The sequence below is a fragment of the Pseudomonas sp. NPDC089752 genome (genome assembly GCF_044748725.1).
Taxonomy (GTDB): Bacteria; Pseudomonadota; Gammaproteobacteria; order Pseudomonadales; family Pseudomonadaceae; genus Aquipseudomonas.
In genome coordinates this window covers 236362-251800 of record NZ_JBIVGP010000004.1, presented here as the reverse complement: position 1 = coordinate 251800, position 15439 = coordinate 236362, and the positions used below count along the sequence as shown (strand labels likewise).

General features: G+C 63.3%; 13 protein-coding genes. 4 read left to right on the top strand and 9 right to left on the bottom strand.

The window, feature by feature from the left end; genetic code table 11:
• Positions 1-50 precede the first annotated feature (50 nt).
• The 3 genes from icmH to cra all read right to left on the bottom strand — a co-directional run bounded on the left by icmH (position 51) and on the right by cra (position 2881).
• Complete coding sequence (gene icmH, locus ACIPZF_RS08530) at positions 51-929, bottom strand: type IVB secretion system protein IcmH/DotU (RefSeq protein ID WP_400797659.1); 879 nt, start codon at positions 927-929, stop codon at positions 51-53.
• A 171-nt stretch (positions 930-1100) separates the two neighbouring features.
• Positions 1101-1883 (bottom strand): TatD family hydrolase, encoded by a 783-nt coding sequence (locus ACIPZF_RS08525; protein ID WP_400797657.1) that lies wholly within the window; start codon positions 1881-1883, stop codon positions 1101-1103.
• A gap of 2 nt (positions 1884-1885) precedes the next feature.
• On the bottom strand, positions 1886-2881 hold the full coding sequence (gene cra, locus ACIPZF_RS08520) for a catabolite repressor/activator (protein ID WP_400797654.1): 996 nt from the start codon (positions 2879-2881) through the stop codon (positions 1886-1888).
• 297 nt (positions 2882-3178) lie between these two features.
• Here cra and ptsP point away from each other — a divergent pair, with 297 nt between their 5' ends.
• The 3 genes from ptsP to ACIPZF_RS08505 are packed head-to-tail and all read left to right on the top strand — an operon-like array spanning position 3179 to position 8712.
• Positions 3179-6031 carry a phosphoenolpyruvate--protein phosphotransferase gene (ptsP, locus tag ACIPZF_RS08515; protein ID WP_400797651.1) on the top strand — a complete coding sequence of 951 codons (2853 nt, stop codon included), beginning with the start codon at positions 3179-3181 and terminating at the stop codon, positions 6029-6031.
• The gene (pfkB, locus tag ACIPZF_RS08510) at positions 6032-6979 is read left to right on the top strand and encodes a 1-phosphofructokinase (RefSeq protein ID WP_400797648.1); all 948 of its coding nucleotides are present in this window, start codon (positions 6032-6034) and stop codon (positions 6977-6979) included.
• Positions 6976-8712 (top strand): PTS fructose-like transporter subunit IIB, encoded by a 1737-nt coding sequence (locus ACIPZF_RS08505; RefSeq protein ID WP_400797645.1) that lies wholly within the window; start codon positions 6976-6978, stop codon positions 8710-8712. The genes pfkB and ACIPZF_RS08505 overlap by 4 nt, the downstream gene beginning before the upstream one ends.
• A gap of 110 nt (positions 8713-8822) precedes the next feature.
• Here the strand turns inward: ACIPZF_RS08505 and ACIPZF_RS08500 are convergent, their stop codons facing one another.
• Complete coding sequence (locus ACIPZF_RS08500) at positions 8823-9044, bottom strand: DUF3820 family protein (RefSeq protein WP_400798084.1); 222 nt, start codon at positions 9042-9044, stop codon at positions 8823-8825.
• 200 nt (positions 9045-9244) lie between these two features.
• On the opposite strand from ACIPZF_RS08500, the gene ACIPZF_RS08495 reads away from it, so the two are divergent.
• Positions 9245-9721 carry a PA2169 family four-helix-bundle protein gene (locus ACIPZF_RS08495; RefSeq protein WP_400797642.1) on the top strand — a complete coding sequence of 159 codons (477 nt, stop codon included), beginning with the start codon at positions 9245-9247 and terminating at the stop codon, positions 9719-9721.
• On the opposite strand, the gene ACIPZF_RS08490 is transcribed toward ACIPZF_RS08495, so the two are convergent.
• The 5 genes from ACIPZF_RS08490 to ACIPZF_RS08470 form a co-directional block, all read right to left on the bottom strand.
• Complete coding sequence (locus tag ACIPZF_RS08490) at positions 9718-11214, bottom strand: diguanylate cyclase (protein WP_400797639.1); 1497 nt, start codon at positions 11212-11214, stop codon at positions 9718-9720. The two genes, ACIPZF_RS08495 and ACIPZF_RS08490, sit on opposite strands and share 4 nt — an antisense overlap.
• 267 nt (positions 11215-11481) lie before the next feature.
• A complete protein-coding gene (locus tag ACIPZF_RS08485) occupies positions 11482-12816 on the bottom strand; it encodes an OprD family porin (protein WP_400797636.1) in 1335 nt (444 codons plus the stop codon).
• Between the two features lie 204 nt (positions 12817-13020).
• On the bottom strand, positions 13021-13242 hold the full coding sequence (locus tag ACIPZF_RS08480) for a hypothetical protein (protein WP_400797634.1): 222 nt from the start codon (positions 13240-13242) through the stop codon (positions 13021-13023).
• A gap of 131 nt (positions 13243-13373) precedes the next feature.
• Positions 13374-14786, bottom strand: coding sequence for a heavy metal sensor histidine kinase (locus ACIPZF_RS08475; RefSeq protein WP_400797631.1), 1413 nt, complete (start codon positions 14784-14786; stop codon positions 13374-13376).
• Entirely contained in the window at positions 14761-15435 is a 675-nt protein-coding gene (locus ACIPZF_RS08470; protein WP_400797628.1) for a heavy metal response regulator transcription factor, read from the bottom strand. Before ACIPZF_RS08470 ends, ACIPZF_RS08475 begins: the two co-directional genes overlap by 26 nt.
• Positions 15436-15439: the final 4 nt, after the last annotated feature.

The window sequence follows — 15439 nt, the reverse complement described above, 5'->3', positions numbered from 1 at the left end:
GACTCATGAAGAGGCATGGCTACAAACGATGAAATGACCTGGGCGGCTGATTACTGCTGCAAGATGAGGTTCAGCGATTCCAGCACCTCGGTGGTGAGCAGGTGCAGGCGGTAGCTGTAGATCGAATAGGCCACTGCCATTGCCAGGGCGGAAATCACCAAAGGGCTCCACCATGGCCAATATCGTTTCATGCGGAAGTTGCTTGGAGCGACGTTGGAATAGGGGTCGCACACTTCTTCGGGCGTGGGGCCGCGCAGTTCACGGATGATTCCGTGAAGTTGATGGATCAGGGCGTTCAGTGACTCTTCGCCCTTGGGGGCGATGGCGTACTTGCCCTTCAAACCAAGGCACAGCGCGAAATACATGAACTCCAACACGTCCTGGTAACGCTTGGGTTCCAGCATCAACCGGGAGAGCACGGTGAAGAACTTTTCGCCGCCCCAGGTTTCATCATGGAAGATGCTGAGCAGAGGCTCGTGGCTCCAGCAACTGTTCTTACCCCAGGGCCTCTCCATTACAGCTTCATCGATATACAGGCACAGGGCGTAGGAGTACGCCAGTTGTTGACTCTGTTCATAGCCATGCTGGCGTATTTCTTCCTGAATGCTCCCGATCTGGATACGTACTTTTTTGTGCACATCCTTGATGTTGGGCAGATCATCGAGCGTGCGCAGGCGCATGACCAACCCAAACAAGGGCGCGGCGGCATCGAGCATCAGGTTGGCGTAGCCGCCCCGGAGCTGGAATTCCGGATCGGCGGGATAGCCCTCAGAATCTGACGTGCATTCAGCAGTTTTTTGGGATGTGGGGGGCGAACGGTCTGTGGACCATGCCGAGGGTTCGAGCAGCGAACTGGCGTAACGTTCGCTCAGATCATGCCTGGCACTTGCAGTACCCAACGTGTTGTCTGGACCGGTTTCCTTGTGCATTCGTGTTCCTCTTCACCCATCGATGCCCAGTGCTATCGGGCATTGATTGGTTAGCGATTGAGTGCCATAAAGCAGAGGCAAAACACTAGCGGGGAATCACTTCTCAGTGGAGGTGTGCTATTCCCAAAGACTTGTAGGATTTTTCAACGCAAAGCGCATGAATGGCTTTGCTCAGGAAGGGAAGCCAAGCACCTCACTGGCATTCTTGCTGCTGGCGTCAGCCAACACTTCCCTATCAATGCCCATCACCTCAGCCAACGCCTGGGCAATCTCCGGCAGATGTTCCGGGCTGTTGCGCTCGCCGGCAAACATCACCGGCGCCATATCGGGTGAATCAGTCTCCAGCACGATGCTTTCCAGCGGCAGGCGCGGCAAGGTCTTGCGCAAGCGCACTGCCTGCGGCCAGGTAGCCGCACCGCCAAGCCCCAGCCGGAACCCGAGCTTGATGTACTCGCGCGCTTCTTCGTAGCTGCCGGCGAACGCATGGATGATCCCCGCCCGCGCCGGCCTGTAGCGCTTGAGGGTGGCGATCACCTGGGCATGGGCGCGGCGTACGTGGAGCAGGGCGGGTAGCTCGAAGTCACACGCCATCTGCAACTGCGATTCGAACAGCAGCTGCTGACGCTGCTTGTCGAGGTCCTCGAGGTAGTAATCCAACCCGAACTCGCCAACGGCGCATAGCCTCCGGTCACCGCGCAGGCGTTCGAGCCATTCGCGCAGTTGCACCAGATGCTCGGGCTGATGCTGCTCAAGATAAACCGGATGCAACCCCAGCGCCGCATGGATGCGCTCATCACTGCAGGCCAACTCCCACACCCGTTGGAAATTGCCCTGATATACCCCCAGCACCACCATGCGCTCCACCCCGCGCGCCGCCGCGTTGGCCAGCAGGCGCGGGCGGTCGGCGTCGAAGTCGGGGAAGTCGAGGTGGGTGTGGGTGTCGATCAGGCGCATGTTCAGGCCGCTGTGATGCGTTGTTTGAACGTTCGACCGATGGCATGCACGCCGGGTTCGTAGCGCTTGTCCTCGATGGCTGCCAGGGCCAGCTCCAGGGCGGTGGCGGCGATCAGGCCGTGTTGCTGGGCCATGGCATTCACCGGCAGCGGCAGGAAATCGAGTAACTGGTTGTCACCAAAGGTGCCCAGTTGCAGCTGGCGCGAGTCGGCCGGGCGTGCCTGTAAAGTGTCGAACACGCCTTGCAGCAGCACGTAGGAGGTGGTCACCAGGGCATCAGGTAGGCCGCCCAGTTCATCGATCAACTGCTGCATCAGGCGCTGGCCACATTCGCGGCTGAACGCTTCGCCCTGATAGCGGCGCACGTCGCCGGCAAACCCTTGCATGGCTTCGTCGAAACCGCCGGCACGCGCCTGGCTGACCGACAGCTCCGGACGCGCGCCGATCAAGGCGATGCTGCGCGGCGCAGTGGCCAGCAGGCTGTCAGCCAACTGACGGCTGGCATCACGGTCGTCGCTGATGACCGAACAGAAGTGCGTCGGGTCCAGGCGCCGGTCGATGGCGATTACCGGCAAGCCTTTGTCCTGCAGCTCGCGGTAGCTGTCATCCTCCGGCGGCAGGCAGCTGGCGACGAACAGGGCATCGCAGCGGCGGGCGCGGAACAGCTGCTGCAGTTGGCGCTCGATGTCGGGCTGGTCATCGCTGCTGGCGATCAGCAGCTGGTAGCCGCGGGCGCGGGCGCCTTGTTCCAGTTGCTTGGCAATGCGCGCATAGCTGGGGTTCTCCAGATCCGGGAGAATGAAGCCAAGGGTGCGCGTATGCCGGCTGCGCAGGCCCGCCGCTTGCGGATTGGGGGTGAAGCCGTGGGCCTCGACCACCGCACGCACCCGCTCGACGGTGCTGCTGCTGATGCGTTGCTGCTCGGCCTTGCCATTGATGACATAACTGGCAGTGGTCACGGACACACCGGCCAGACGGGCGATATCGCTGAGTTTCACCGAATTTTCCTTGTTATTACCGGGGCTGGCAGTACAACCAGACCGGTTAGTGTGACCCGGGTTGGCCGTCTCGCGCAGACGACCATTGTCGCAATTGTCCGACAGGATGGGGCTTTTTCCCCGGAAGATTATCGAGTAACGTGGCCGCCTGGTCAGATTAAACGTTTCAGCTATTAAATTTTCTGCCTCAATGGCCGTTGGTGCAAGGCCGTTGAACTGGCTGAATACGTGAATTTCACAACAATACCTCAGTACCCGGCGCAAAAGCGCAAGCAGGGGCTGCAAAAGGAGAAGGTCATGCTCGAGCTCGCCAATGAGCAGATAGCCATGGGCCAGACGGCCGCCGACAAGGCCGAGGCATTGCGCCTGCTGGCCGATCGGCTGGTCGCTGATGGCCTGGTCGCCGAAGGGTATCTGCAGGGCTTGCAGGCGCGCGAGGCGCAAGGCTCGACGTTCCTCGGCCAGGGCATCGCCATCCCCCATGGCACACCGCAGACCCGCGACCTGGTGTACGCCACGGGCGTACGCTTGCTGCAGTTTCCCGACGGCGTGGACTGGGGCGATGGCCAGATCGTCTACCTGGCCATCGGCATCGCCGCGCGCTCCGATGAACACCTGCGTTTGCTGCAACTGCTGACCCGCGCCCTGGGCGAGACCGACCTGGCCGAGGCCCTGCGCCGCGCCAGCTCCGCCGAAGCGCTGCTCAAATTGCTGCAGGGCGCACCGCAGGCGCTGGCGCTGGATGCCCAGCTGGTTGGCTTGAACGTGCCCGCTGAGGACTTCGACGAACTGGCCTGGCGCGGTGCGCGGCTGTTGCAACGTGCCGGTTGTGTCGACAGCGGTTTTGCCGCCGTGCTGCAACAGGCCGAGCCACTGCCGTTGGGCGAGGGCTTGTGGTGGCTGCACAGCGAGCGTCAGGTGCGTCAGCCGGGCCTGGCCTTCATCACCCCGCAGCAGCCGCTGCGTTACCGCGACCAAGCGCTCAATGGCCTGTTCTGCCTGGCCAGCCTCGGTGCGGCGCACCAGGCGCTGCTTGAGCGCTTGTGCGAAGTCTTGATCGAGGGTCGCGGGCAGACGCTGTACCAGGCCACCAGCAGCCGCGCGGTCCTGGAAGTGCTAGGCGGTGAGACGGCGCCCGATTGGCCCAGTGCGCGCATCGTGCTGGCCAATCCCCATGGCCTGCATGCGCGGCCGGCTAAAATCCTTGCGCAATTGGCCAAGGGCTTTGACGGCGAGATTCGCATTCGGGTGCTGGACAGCGCCCAGCCGGCGGTGTCGGTCAAGAGCCTCAGCAAGCTGCTGAGCCTGGGTGCTCGCCGTGGCCAGGAGCTGGAACTGCTGGCCGAGCCGGCGATTGCCAGCGATGCCTTGCCGGCGCTGCTGGCGGCCATCGAGCAAGGCCTCGGTGAAGAGGTTGAGCCGCTGCCGAAAACCATTACACCGGCTGCAGCAGTGCCTGTCGAGAAAGCCCAGGCCCCCGCAGCTGGCAGCCGCATTCAGGCCGTAGCCGCTGCGCCGGGTATTGCCAGTGGCCCGGCGCATGTCTGCGTCGAACGTGAGATCGACTACCCCTTGCGTGGCGAATCCCCAGCCCAGGAGCGGCTCAAACTGCGCCAAGCGCTGGAAGCGGTCAACGGCGAATTACAATCGCTGGTGCAGCGCAGCGACAAGGCCATCGGCGAAATCTTCGTCACCCATCAGGAAATGCTCGCCGATCCGGCGCTGGTCGACGACGTCGAGCTGCGCTTGGCCCAGGGCGAGAGTGCGGCAGCTGCCTGGATGGCCGTGATCGAGGCGGCGGCGCGTGAGCAGGAGGCGCTGCACGATGCGCTGCTCGCCGAGCGCGCCGCCGACCTGCGCGATATCGGCCGCCGAGTGCTGGCACAGCTTTGCGGTGTGCAAGCTCTCCCTGAACCCGAGCAACCTTACATATTGGTGATGGGCGAAGTCGGCCCTTCCGATGTCGCCCGCCTGGACCCGGCGCGGGTCGCCGGCATCGTCACCGCCCACGGTGGCGCCACGGCGCACAGCGCGATCGTCGCGCGGGCCCTGGGCATTCCTGCGGTGGTGGGTGCAGGGGCGGCGATCCTGTTGCTCGAACCTGGCACACCGCTGCTGCTCGATGGCCAGCGCGGCGTGGTCAACGTGGCACCGCCGGCTGACGAGTTGCAACGTGCGCTGGCCGAACGCGACCAGCGCGAACAGCGCCTGCAAGCGGCCTGGGCCAATCGCCACGAACCTGCGGTCACCCGCGATGGCCATGCCGTCGAAGTATTCGCCAACATCGGCGAGAGCAGCGGCATCGATAAAGTGGTGGAGCAGGGCGCCGAAGGCGTCGGTCTGTTGCGTACCGAGCTGATTTTCATGGCTCACCCGCAGGCACCGGATGTCGCCACCCAGGAAGCCGAATACCGGCGCGTGCTCGACGGCCTGGGTGGGCGGCCGTTGGTAGTGCGCACACTCGACGTGGGGGGCGACAAACCGCTGCCCTACTGGCCGATCGCTGCCGAGGAAAACCCGTTCCTCGGTGTGCGCGGCGTGCGCCTGACCCTGCAGCGCCCGCAGATCATGGAAGACCAGTTGCGCGCCTTGCTGCGCGCCGCCGACCAACGCCCATTGCGGATCATGTTCCCCATGGTCGGCCAGGTGCACGAATGGCGTGAAGCGCGGGCGATGGTCGAGCGCCTGCGCGAGGAAATCCCGGTCGCCGACCTGCAGCTGGGCATCATGGTAGAAGTACCGTCCGCCGCCTTGCTGGCGCCACAGCTGGCCCGCGAAGTGGACTTCTTCAGCATCGGCACCAACGACCTGACCCAGTACACCCTGGCCATCGACCGTGGCCACCCGAGCCTGTCGGCCCAGGCCGATGGCTTGCACCCGGCGGTGCTGAGCCTGATCGACATGACCGTGCGCGCCGCCCATTCCGAGGGCAAGTGGGTGGGCGTGTGCGGTGAACTGGCCGCCGACCCGCAGGCGGTGGCGGTTTTGCTGGGCCTGGACGTGGACGAACTCAGCGTCGCTGCCCGCAGCGTTGCCGAAGTCAAAGCCCTGGTTCGCCAGGCTGATCATACAAATGCCCGCGCCCTGGCGCGCGAGGCCCTGCAACAAGACAGCGCCGCAGCGGTTCGCGCGCTGGTGGAGCGTTTTTGAATGGCCAAGATCCTGACCCTGACCCTCAACCCGGCGCTGGACATCACCGTCAGCCTCGACGCTCTGCGCCCGGGGCACGTCAACCGTGCCGCTACGCAGCACAGCCACGCCGCCGGCAAAGGGCTGAATGTCGCCCAGGTGCTGGCCGACCTGGGGCATGACGTGGCCGTCGGTGGTTTCCTTGGCCAGGACAACCTGCAGCCGTTCGAAGCGCTGATGGCCTGGCGCGGCTTTGCCGACTGCTTCGTGCGTGTGCCGGGCGAGACGCGCAGCAACCTCAAGCTGGTCGAAGCCGATGGCCGGGTGACCGATATCAACGGGCAGGGGCCACAGGTCGACGAAGCCGCCCGTGTGGCCCTGATGGCGCTGCTTGAGCAGGCAGCGCCAGGGCATGACGCCGTGGTGGTAGCTGGCAGCCTGCCGCAGGGGATCAGCCCTGAATGGTTCCGTGAGTTGCTCCAACGCTTGAAAACCATGGGCCTCAAGGTGGCTCTGGACAGCAGTGGTGAAGCCCTGCGCGCCGGCCTGCAAAGTGCACCCTGGTTGGTCAAACCGAATACTGAAGAGCTTGGCGAAGTGCTCGGTCTTTCTGTCGACAGCCCAGCCGAACAACAGGCCGCCGCCCAGCGGCTGCTGGTCACCGGTGTCGAGCATGTGGTGGTCTCGGCGGGCGAGCAGGGCGTCAGCTGGTTCAGCGCTGGCCAGGCACTGCACGCCCAGCCGCCGCAGGTGCGGGTTGCCAGCACCGTGGGTGCGGGCGATTCGTTGGTGGCCGGCATGGTTCACGGCCTGCTGCTGGCCGAAGCACCCGCGCAGACGTTGCGCCGCGCCACGGCCATCGCTGCCCAGGCCGTGACCCAGGTCGGCTTCGGCATCCGCGACCGCGAGCATTTGGCGCGCCTGGAAGCCGCCGTGCAACTGACAGAACAACAAGAGGGTTGCCGATGAACATTGCCATTGTCACCGCCTGCCCCAACGGCCAGGTGTCCAGCGTGCTGAGCGCACGCCTGCTGGCGGCTGCCGCCCAGCGCCGCGGCTGGAGCACGAGTGTGGAAGTCCAGGATGCCGAGCACCCCGAGCGGCAGCTGACGCCCGCGCAGATCGCTGATGCCGACTGGGTGCTGGTGATCAGCACGGGGCCGGTGGACCTGGCCCGCTTTGCCGGCAAGCGCTTGTACCAAAGCACACCGTCACAGGCGCTGGCCGACCGTGAAGGTTTCCTCGACGAGGCGGCGGCCAAAGCCCAGCTACACGCGGATACTCATCACGCCGAGCCACCGATTGCCACGGCGGGCGTCAAAGTCGTCGCGGTCACCGCCTGCCCGACCGGCGTTGCCCACACCTTCATGGCCGCCGAGGCCTTGCAGCAGGCGGCGCAACAGCTCGGCTACCAGCTTACCGTCGAGACTCAAGGGTCGGTCGGTGCCCGCAACCCGCTGTCGGCCCAGGCCATCGCCGAAGCCGACGTGGTGCTGCTGGCGGCCGATATCGAAGTGCCCACCGCGCGTTTCGCCGGCAAACGCATCTACCGCTGTGGTACCGGCATCGCCCTCAAGCAGGCCCGTGCCACGCTGGATAAGGCCCTGGCCGAGGCCAAGGTGGAAAACGCAGGTGACGCCGCAGCCGCTTCCAGTGCCGGCAAGCCGGAGAAGGCTGGGGTCTACAAACACCTGCTCACAGGTGTTTCGTTCATGCTGCCGATGGTGGTCGCGGGCGGTTTGCTGATCGCTCTGTCGTTCGTCTTCGGTATCGAAGCCTACAAAGAGCCGGGCACGTTGCCGGCTGCATTGATGCAGATTGGTGGCGAGGCTGCCTTCAAGCTGATGGTGCCGCTGCTGGCGGGCTACATCGCCTGGTCCATCGCCGACCGCCCTGGCCTGGCCCCAGGCATGATCGGTGGCCTGCTGGCCAGCACCCTGGGTGCTGGCTTCATCGGCGGTATCGTTGCCGGCTTCCTTGCTGGCTACAGCGCCAAGGCGATTGCTCGCTGGGCGCGCCTGCCGAGCAGCCTGGATGCGCTCAAACCGATCCTGATCATCCCACTGCTGGCCAGCCTGTTCACTGGCCTGGTGATGATCTACGTGGTTGGCCAGCCGGTGGCGGCCATGCTTGCAGGCCTGACGCAGTTTCTCGACAGCATGGGCACTACCAATGCCATCCTGCTCGGCTTGCTGCTCGGCGGGATGATGTGCGTCGACCTCGGCGGGCCGATCAACAAGGCGGCGTATGCGTTTTCTGTTGGGCTGCTGGCGTCATCGAGTTACGCGCCGATGGCGGCGACCATGGCGGCCGGCATGGTGCCGCCGATCGGCCTGGGCATCGCTACCTTTCTTGCGCGTCGCAAGTTCGCCCAGAGCGAGCGCGAAGCGGGCAAGGCGGCGCTGGCGCTGGGCTTGTGCTTCATCTCCGAAGGGGCGATCCCGTTCGCTGCCAAGGACCCGCTGCGGGTGATCCCGGCGAGCATTGCCGGTGGCGCGTTGACCGGGGCGCTGTCGATGTACTTCGGCTGCAAGCTGATGGCGCCGCATGGCGGGCTGTTCGTGTTGCTGATACCGAATGCGATCAACCACGCGTTGTTGTACCTGCTGGCGATCGTCGCGGGTAGCCTGCTGACGGCGGTGGTTTATGCGCTGATCAAGAAGAGCGAACAGGTGGAGCTGGCGGCGCCGGTGAAGGGTTGAAACTCTAGAATGCGTGGGCCCTTTCGCGGGGCAAGCCCGCTCCCACAGTGGTCCTGACAATGCCGATCATTGTGGGAGCGGGCTTGCCCCGCGAAAGGGCCGGTACTGATTCAGCGCTTATGCTTCTGCCGCAATGGCACCAGCAAATCCCCCAGCCCGTTGTGATCGACTTCGTGCATCAACGCCAACAACCCACCCAGTTCCCCCGCCGGAAACCCCTTGCGCGCAAACCAGGCCAGGTAGTCCCCCGGCAGGTCGGCAATGATTCGACCTTGGTATTTGCCAAAGGGCATGGTGCGGATAACCAGCAGTTCGAGTGTTTCCGGTTTCATCGGCGGTGCCTGGCAGTGAAAGTACGCCGACCATACTGCAATCTGCACGAGCGCCCAAGCGGCAATCATGCAGAACGCCGATTTACGGTGTTTAACGATTTATCTTAAGTAATTGATTTATAAGAAAATAAATTAATTAAACGGCTTGGCACGAAGGCTGCTCCTGTCTACATGACTATCACCTGCCAAGGAGTTCAGCCATGAGCAACCCCAACAAAGACGTAATCGATGTGCTCAACGACCTGATCGAGTACAGCAAGGACGGCGAGAAAGGCTTCAAGACTTCGGCCGATGACGTGAAGAATCCGGAACTCAAAGCCTTCTTCGTTCAGCGCGCTGGCGAGTGCGCCAATGCCGCAGGCGAGCTGCAAAGCGAAGTACGTCGCCTGGGTGGCGACCCGGAAACCTCCACCAGCATCAGCGGCGATCTGCACCGTGGCTGGGTGAACCTCAAGTCGATGGTCACCGGCAAGGACGAAGAAGCGGTGCTTAACGAAGTGGAACGCGGTGAGGACCATGCCCTCAAGGCCTATAAGGAAGCCCGTGAGAAGCTGGTCAAACTGGGCCGTTCGGTCAGTGACCCAAGCTATGCCGTGGTCGAGAAGCAGCTGCAAGGTGTGCAGCGTAACCACGACCAGGTGAAGGCACTGCGCAACGCTGCCCGCGCCCGCTCTTAATCCGCAGGAACCTCTACTCGGTTACGGCCTTTGGCTTTAGCCCGGTAGAGCGCCTCGTCCGCGGCACCCAGCAGGCTTGTCAGATCGCGCTGGGTGCCGGGGACATGGACGCTGATGCCAATGCTGACAGTGACCGAATGGGCATCGTCGGCAAACGGCGCCAGGTCTTCGACACTGGCGCGAATGCGCTCAGCCAGTAGCCGGGCACCGGCCAGTTCGGTCTCCGGTAAAATCACCTGAAATTCCTCCCCCCCGTAGCGTGCCGCCAGGTCTGCCGGACGGCGTATGCAGCGCTCGATTGCCTTGGCCACTTCGCGCAGCGCATGGTCACCGCCTGCATGCCCATGACGCTGGTTGAACGCCTTGAAATGATCCACATCCACCATCAGCACCGCCAACGGCTTGCGGTTACGTTGCGCCCGCGCCCATTCCAGGCGCAGGACCTGGTCCAGCCGACGGCGGTTGGCCAGGCCAGTCAGGCTGTCGGTCGCGGCCAGTGTGGCCAGGCCCTGTTCAGCTTCATGCCGGCGGCGCAGTTCGCGGCCCAACAGCAAAGTCAGCCAGAGGATGGCGATGCAGAGAATGCCTGTGGCCACGCTGACGACCATCGCGGTACGTCGCCACGACTGGAACACCTCATCGGCGGAGTGAACCACCAGCACGATCAAGGGCAAGTCGGCGACGCGGGCGAAGGTGTACATCCGCTGCCTGTCGGAGATGCTCGAGCGGCCACTGAAGCTGCCGCTGCGTTCTCCAAGGATGCGCTTGAAGTTCGGCCGGTCGGCGAAGCTGGTGCCGATCAGCGGATCCTGCTCGCGCGACGGTTGGCGGGCAAGCAGCTGGCCATCGGCATTGAGCAGGTTGATGCTGCTCTCATCGCCGATGTCCAGACGCTGGAACAGTTCGCTGAAATAGGACAGGCGCAATGCCCCGGCGGCCAGCCCGGCGAAGCTGCCATCCGGGTTGGAGATGCGCCGGCTGAAACTGATGCACCAGTCGAGGTCGCCCAGGCGCGCCTTGAACGGCGGGCCGATGAACAGCCCCAGATTGGGGTCGCTACGGTGTGCACGGAAGTCCACGGCGTCGGCGAAGTTGGCCTTGCGCGGTGTCGCGCTGGTGGAGTCGCCCACCACATCGCCATTGGCATCGATCCACAGAATATCGCCGCGCACCGGCGCGGTGAAGGTCTGGTTGAAGAGGATCTGCTGACGCAGTTTCGGCGCCATCCGCAGCAATTCAGGGTGCTGCACGGCCCAGATCAGCCCGCGCAGGGACTGGTCATAAAGCTCGACGTTGCGCAGGATGTCGCTTTCGATCAGCTGGACGATGTTGTTGGAGGCGCGGATGGCCGACTGCTCGACGCTGTCGCGCTCACGCGCCAGCAGGTAACTGACGATGGCCACGATAGCGAGCACGGCAAGGCAACTGCCCAGGTTGAGGATCAGCTCGGGGTGCGACCTGTAGAGTGCGAGACGCGGTAATCGAGTGGGCATGCGCGCTACTGCTGAGGCAGGGCCATTTGCGGCGGGCGACATTCTAGGCAAGCTGGGATTGTCGGACAAGATTTGTCCGACGGAATCAAGTCATGAGTGGGGTGGTCTGTGGGAGCGGGCTTGCCCCGCGAAGCAGGCGACGCGGTGCATGGCACCGGCTTTGCCGGTGTTCGCGGGGCAAGTCGGATCGCCGCACCGCCGCTCCCACAAGATGGCTCCAGCTTTTGGGTTAGGAGCAAGGTAGTTGCTCCAAACCCGGCTCTCAGGTCAGAACACGTTCAGCGGATAATCGACGATCACCCGCAGTTCGTCGTTATCGCTGTTGCTGTCGATCGACGCATAGCCCTGGCTGCCACGGTGGGTGGCGTAGCGCACCAGGACCGACAGGTCCTTGAAGTCGCCTTCCTGGAACACGTACTTCACGTCCAGGTCCCGCTCCCAGTGAATGGCGTTCTTGCCATCGGGACGGTAGTAGTCGTAGTGGGTGTTGTTCTGGTCGGCCTTGCTCAAGTCGGCTTCACCGCGCGAATACGACACGGTGGTGCTCAGGCCCGGCACGCCGACGCCGGCGAAGTCGTAGCCGTACTGCAGCTTCCACGAACGCTCGTTCGGCGCGTTGAAGTCCGAGTACATGCGCGAGTTGTCCAGGTACACGCTATCACCCAGGTTGATGTAGTCGAACGGCGTGTCGCCATTGACCCGCTGGTAGGCGGCAGTGACGCTGTGGTAACCGGCGTTGACCGTGAAGTGCAGGCTGTAGGTGTTGTTGTCGATCTTGCCCAGCAGCGCCTGGCCGGTGTCCTGGGTGTGATAGAAGTGCACGCCCGGGTTGAGGCTGACCAGGTCGTTGACCACGTAGGTGTAGTCGAAGTCAGCGTAGTACTGGTTCCAGATGTCCTTCAGCTCGGCGGCGTACAGGTTGGCGGTGATGTTCTCGGTACCGCTCCACGACGCGCCTGCCCAGTTCAGGTGCTTGCTCTTGTCGTGCTCGTCCAGCGACCCGTAATAGGTGTCGATGCGGCGGTGGCCGCTCTGGTTGTACGGGTGGGTGAAGCTGACCTGGCCACCTTCGAGCAGCAGGCCATCGATGCTGGTGTTGGTCAGGCTCACGCCACGGAAGGTCTGCGGCAGCATGCGGGTTTCACCACCGGCGATCACCGGGTTGGTGAGGAACAGATCACCCGCTTTCAGTTCGGTGTCGAAGGCCTTGAGCTTGACCGCAGCGCCAGCGGTGGAGAACGAGTGCGGGGCAGCGCCCAGCTCACCGTCGTCCTTCACATGCTCGGGCAGAATGCTGGTGCCGGCATGGCCGCCACCGCCATCGAGCTTGATACCCAGCATGGCGTGGGCATCGAGGCCAAAGCCGACCACGCCTGGCGTATAGCCGGACTCGAAACGAGCGACCGCACCCTGGCCCCACTCACGCTTGTCACGCACGCCAGCGTTCTTGTTGTCGCGGTTGAAGTAGGCATTTCGCAAATGCAGGTTGAAGGATGAGCCTTCGATGAAGCCATCAGCCTTGTCTTCATCTGCCTGGGCGGCGAAGGGCATCGTTGCAGTCAATGCAATGAACAACGGGGTAAAACGAAACGCGGAAGACACCGGTACTGGCTCCTTTGGTCTGACGGTGGGGCAGTTTTTATTTTTGAATGTGCAACTTTCTTGTTAGAGACGTAACGGCCGGGCTGATCGTTAACGCACATAAAAAAAGCCGCTGATCGGCAGCGGCTTTAAAAGGCTAACATATCGGCACCGGTGGTGCCCATGGCGTAGCCGAGGGAAAACGGGAGCAGTAGCGGCGCGCGATCAGCTATCGGCATTGGCATCGCTGGCGGCTTTCGAGGCTGTCTGTTCTGCAGCTTTGCCAGCATCAGCCTTGTGTGCGATGGCGTCGCGGGCGTCTTGGTGAACAGCGGCAAGCTCTGCGTTACGGGCAACGAAAGCGGGGGATTCTTCGGCCATGGCCAGGGGCGACAACAACAGGGAAGACAGAACGAAAACGCTGGCAATACCCATACTGTTGGACATTTGAAACTACCTTCTTGCGCGGGCAAGTGTGAGTGAGGACGGGGGTAAAGTTAGTCCCTTGAGTGCCGCGGAAACAGCGTCCTTGCTGATAAGCACTGTTGCGTAAAAGGTAATTATGGCGGCATAAGCAATTAGACCTTTGCCGCAAACCCCCGTCCTTGAGCGCTTGGTAGGCGAATGCCGAAAGTATTGGTACCGGCGTCACTTCGCACAAAAACCTCCCCCCCATGCATCACCGCAATCGCCTTGACGATCGCCAACCCCAACCCATGATTCCTCCCAGCACTGTTGCTGCGCGCCGCATCCACCCGGTAGAACCGCTCGAACAACAGCGGCAGGTGCTCTTCATCGATCGCCGGCCCCGGGTTGCTCACGGCAATACTGACCTGCTCCGTCCCAGCCTCGATATGCACCCGAATCACCTGGCCCGGCGCCGTGTGCTGCACGGCATTGTTCAGCAGATTGATCAGCGCGCGACGCAACTGGGCTTTCTCGATGGGCGCCTGGGCATAGCCACTGACCGTGACGCTGACCTGCGCGTCTTCGAGAATGTAATCGAGGTAATCGAGGGTGGTCGCCACTTCTTCGGCCAGCGACGCCTGGGTCAGGGCGGTGACCTTGCTGCCCTGGTCGGCACTTGCGAGGAACAGCATGTCGTTGATAATGCTGCGCAGGCGTTCCAGTTCTTCCAGGTTCGACTGCAGCACTTCGAAGTAATGCTCGGCGCTGCGGCCACGGGTGAGGGCGACTTGGGTCTGGCCGATCAGGTTGGTCAGCGGCGAGCGCAGTTCGTGGGCGACGTCGGCGTTGAATGCCTCCAGCCGAGAATAGGCCTGGCTGACTCGGTCGAGCGCAGCGTTGAAGGCACCCGCGAACTGTGCCAGCTCCGGTGCCAGGTTTTCCGTCTGCAGGCGCCCGTTCAGGTGCGGCGGAGCCAGGGCCTGGGCTTCGTTGGACAGCGCCAGCAGCGGGCGCAAGCCGATGCGCGCGACCCAATAGCCGAGCACCGAAGCCAGCAGCACGCCAAGCACTGCGAGGCCGACGATGGCCACCAGCAGGCTGTGCTGTGCCTGCCAAAAGGTTTCGGTGTCGATGGCGATCAGAAAACGCAGTGGCGGTCGATCGCCCAGGGCTGGCAGTTCACTGACCAGCACTTTGTACGGATAGAAATGGTCAGGCAAACGCAGGTCGCGCATGCCCGGCGGGCCTTCGGCGAAGGCGCGAACCAGTTCGCTGGGGCGCCCATACTCGAATGCCGGGTTGCTGCCGACCACCCAGAAGCGGATGCGTTTGTCTTCTTCGCTCAGCAGATTGAGCTTGTTGTTGATCTTGGCCCAATGCTCTGCTGTACCGAAGCGGTTGAGGGTCGATTCCAGCACGCTGTAGCGCGCATCCAGCTCGGCTGCCGGCAGCAGGTCGAGGCTGCGGTCGACCTGGCGGTACAGCGCCGAGCCGATCAGCACGAACACGCCCAACGCCACCAGCAGAAACAATGCTGACAGGCGCAGGGCGATGGAGTTAACCGGCACGGTTTTCCAGGACATAGCCCATGCCTCGAATGGTATGCAGCAGCTTGTTGTCGAATGGCCCGTCAAGCTTGGCGCGCAGGCGCTTGATAGCCACTTCGACGACATTGGCGTCGCTGTCGAAATTGATATCCCAGACCAGCTCGGCGATCGCCGTCTTGGAGAGGATCTCGCCCTGGCGCCGGGCCAGTACGCTGAGCAGCGAAAACTCCTTGGCGGTCAGTTCCAGGCGCTGGCCGGCGCGACTGGCCTTGCGCGCCATCAGGTCGATCCACAGGTCGCCGACCTGCACCTGCAGCGGTTCATGGCTGCTGCTGCGGCGGGTCAGGGCCTGCAGGCGGGCGACCAGTTCGAGGAAGGAAAACGGCTTGCCCAGGTAGTCGTCGGCGCCTTCGCGCAGGCCGTGGATGCGGTCTTCGACACGCTCGCGGGCGGTGAGCATGATCACCGGTGTCTGCTTGCGCGCCCGCAGCGCGCGCAGTACGCCATAGCCATCCAGGCCCGGCAGCATCACATCGAGCACGATCACCGCGTAGTCGCCTTCCAGGGCCAGATGCAGCCCGTCGATGCCATCACGCGCGAGGTCGACGGTGAAGCCTTGCTCGGTCAGGCCGCGATGCAGGTAGTCGGCGGTTTTCTCTTCGTCTTCGATGATCAGCACGCGCATGGTC

What these genes read in the sequence shown, in the direction of transcription:
- ACIPZF_RS08505 (WP_400797645.1), top strand. Translation starts at nt 6,976, where the DNA reads ATGAACATTGCCATTGTCACCGCCTGCCCCAACGGCCAGGTGTCCAGC.
- ACIPZF_RS08480 (WP_400797634.1), bottom strand. Translation starts at nt 13,242, where the DNA reads ATGTCCAACAGTATGGGTATTGCCAGCGTTTTCGTTCTGTCTTCCCTG.
- ACIPZF_RS08495 (WP_400797642.1), top strand. Translation starts at nt 9,245, where the DNA reads ATGAGCAACCCCAACAAAGACGTAATCGATGTGCTCAACGACCTGATC.
- ACIPZF_RS08525 (WP_400797657.1), bottom strand. Translation starts at nt 1,883, where the DNA reads ATGCGCCTGATCGACACCCACACCCACCTCGACTTCCCCGACTTCGAC.
- pfkB (WP_400797648.1), top strand. Translation starts at nt 6,032, where the DNA reads ATGGCCAAGATCCTGACCCTGACCCTCAACCCGGCGCTGGACATCACC.
- ptsP (WP_400797651.1), top strand. Translation starts at nt 3,179, where the DNA reads ATGCTCGAGCTCGCCAATGAGCAGATAGCCATGGGCCAGACGGCCGCC.
- ACIPZF_RS08490 (WP_400797639.1), bottom strand. Translation starts at nt 11,214, where the DNA reads ATGCCCACTCGATTACCGCGTCTCGCACTCTACAGGTCGCACCCCGAG.
- ACIPZF_RS08470 (WP_400797628.1), bottom strand. Translation starts at nt 15,435, where the DNA reads ATGCGCGTGCTGATCATCGAAGACGAAGAGAAAACCGCCGACTACCTG.
- ACIPZF_RS08500 (WP_400798084.1), bottom strand. Translation starts at nt 9,044, where the DNA reads ATGAAACCGGAAACACTCGAACTGCTGGTTATCCGCACCATGCCCTTT.
- ACIPZF_RS08475 (WP_400797631.1), bottom strand. Translation starts at nt 14,786, where the DNA reads ATGTCCTGGAAAACCGTGCCGGTTAACTCCATCGCCCTGCGCCTGTCA.
- icmH (WP_400797659.1), bottom strand. Translation starts at nt 929, where the DNA reads ATGCACAAGGAAACCGGTCCAGACAACACGTTGGGTACTGCAAGTGCC.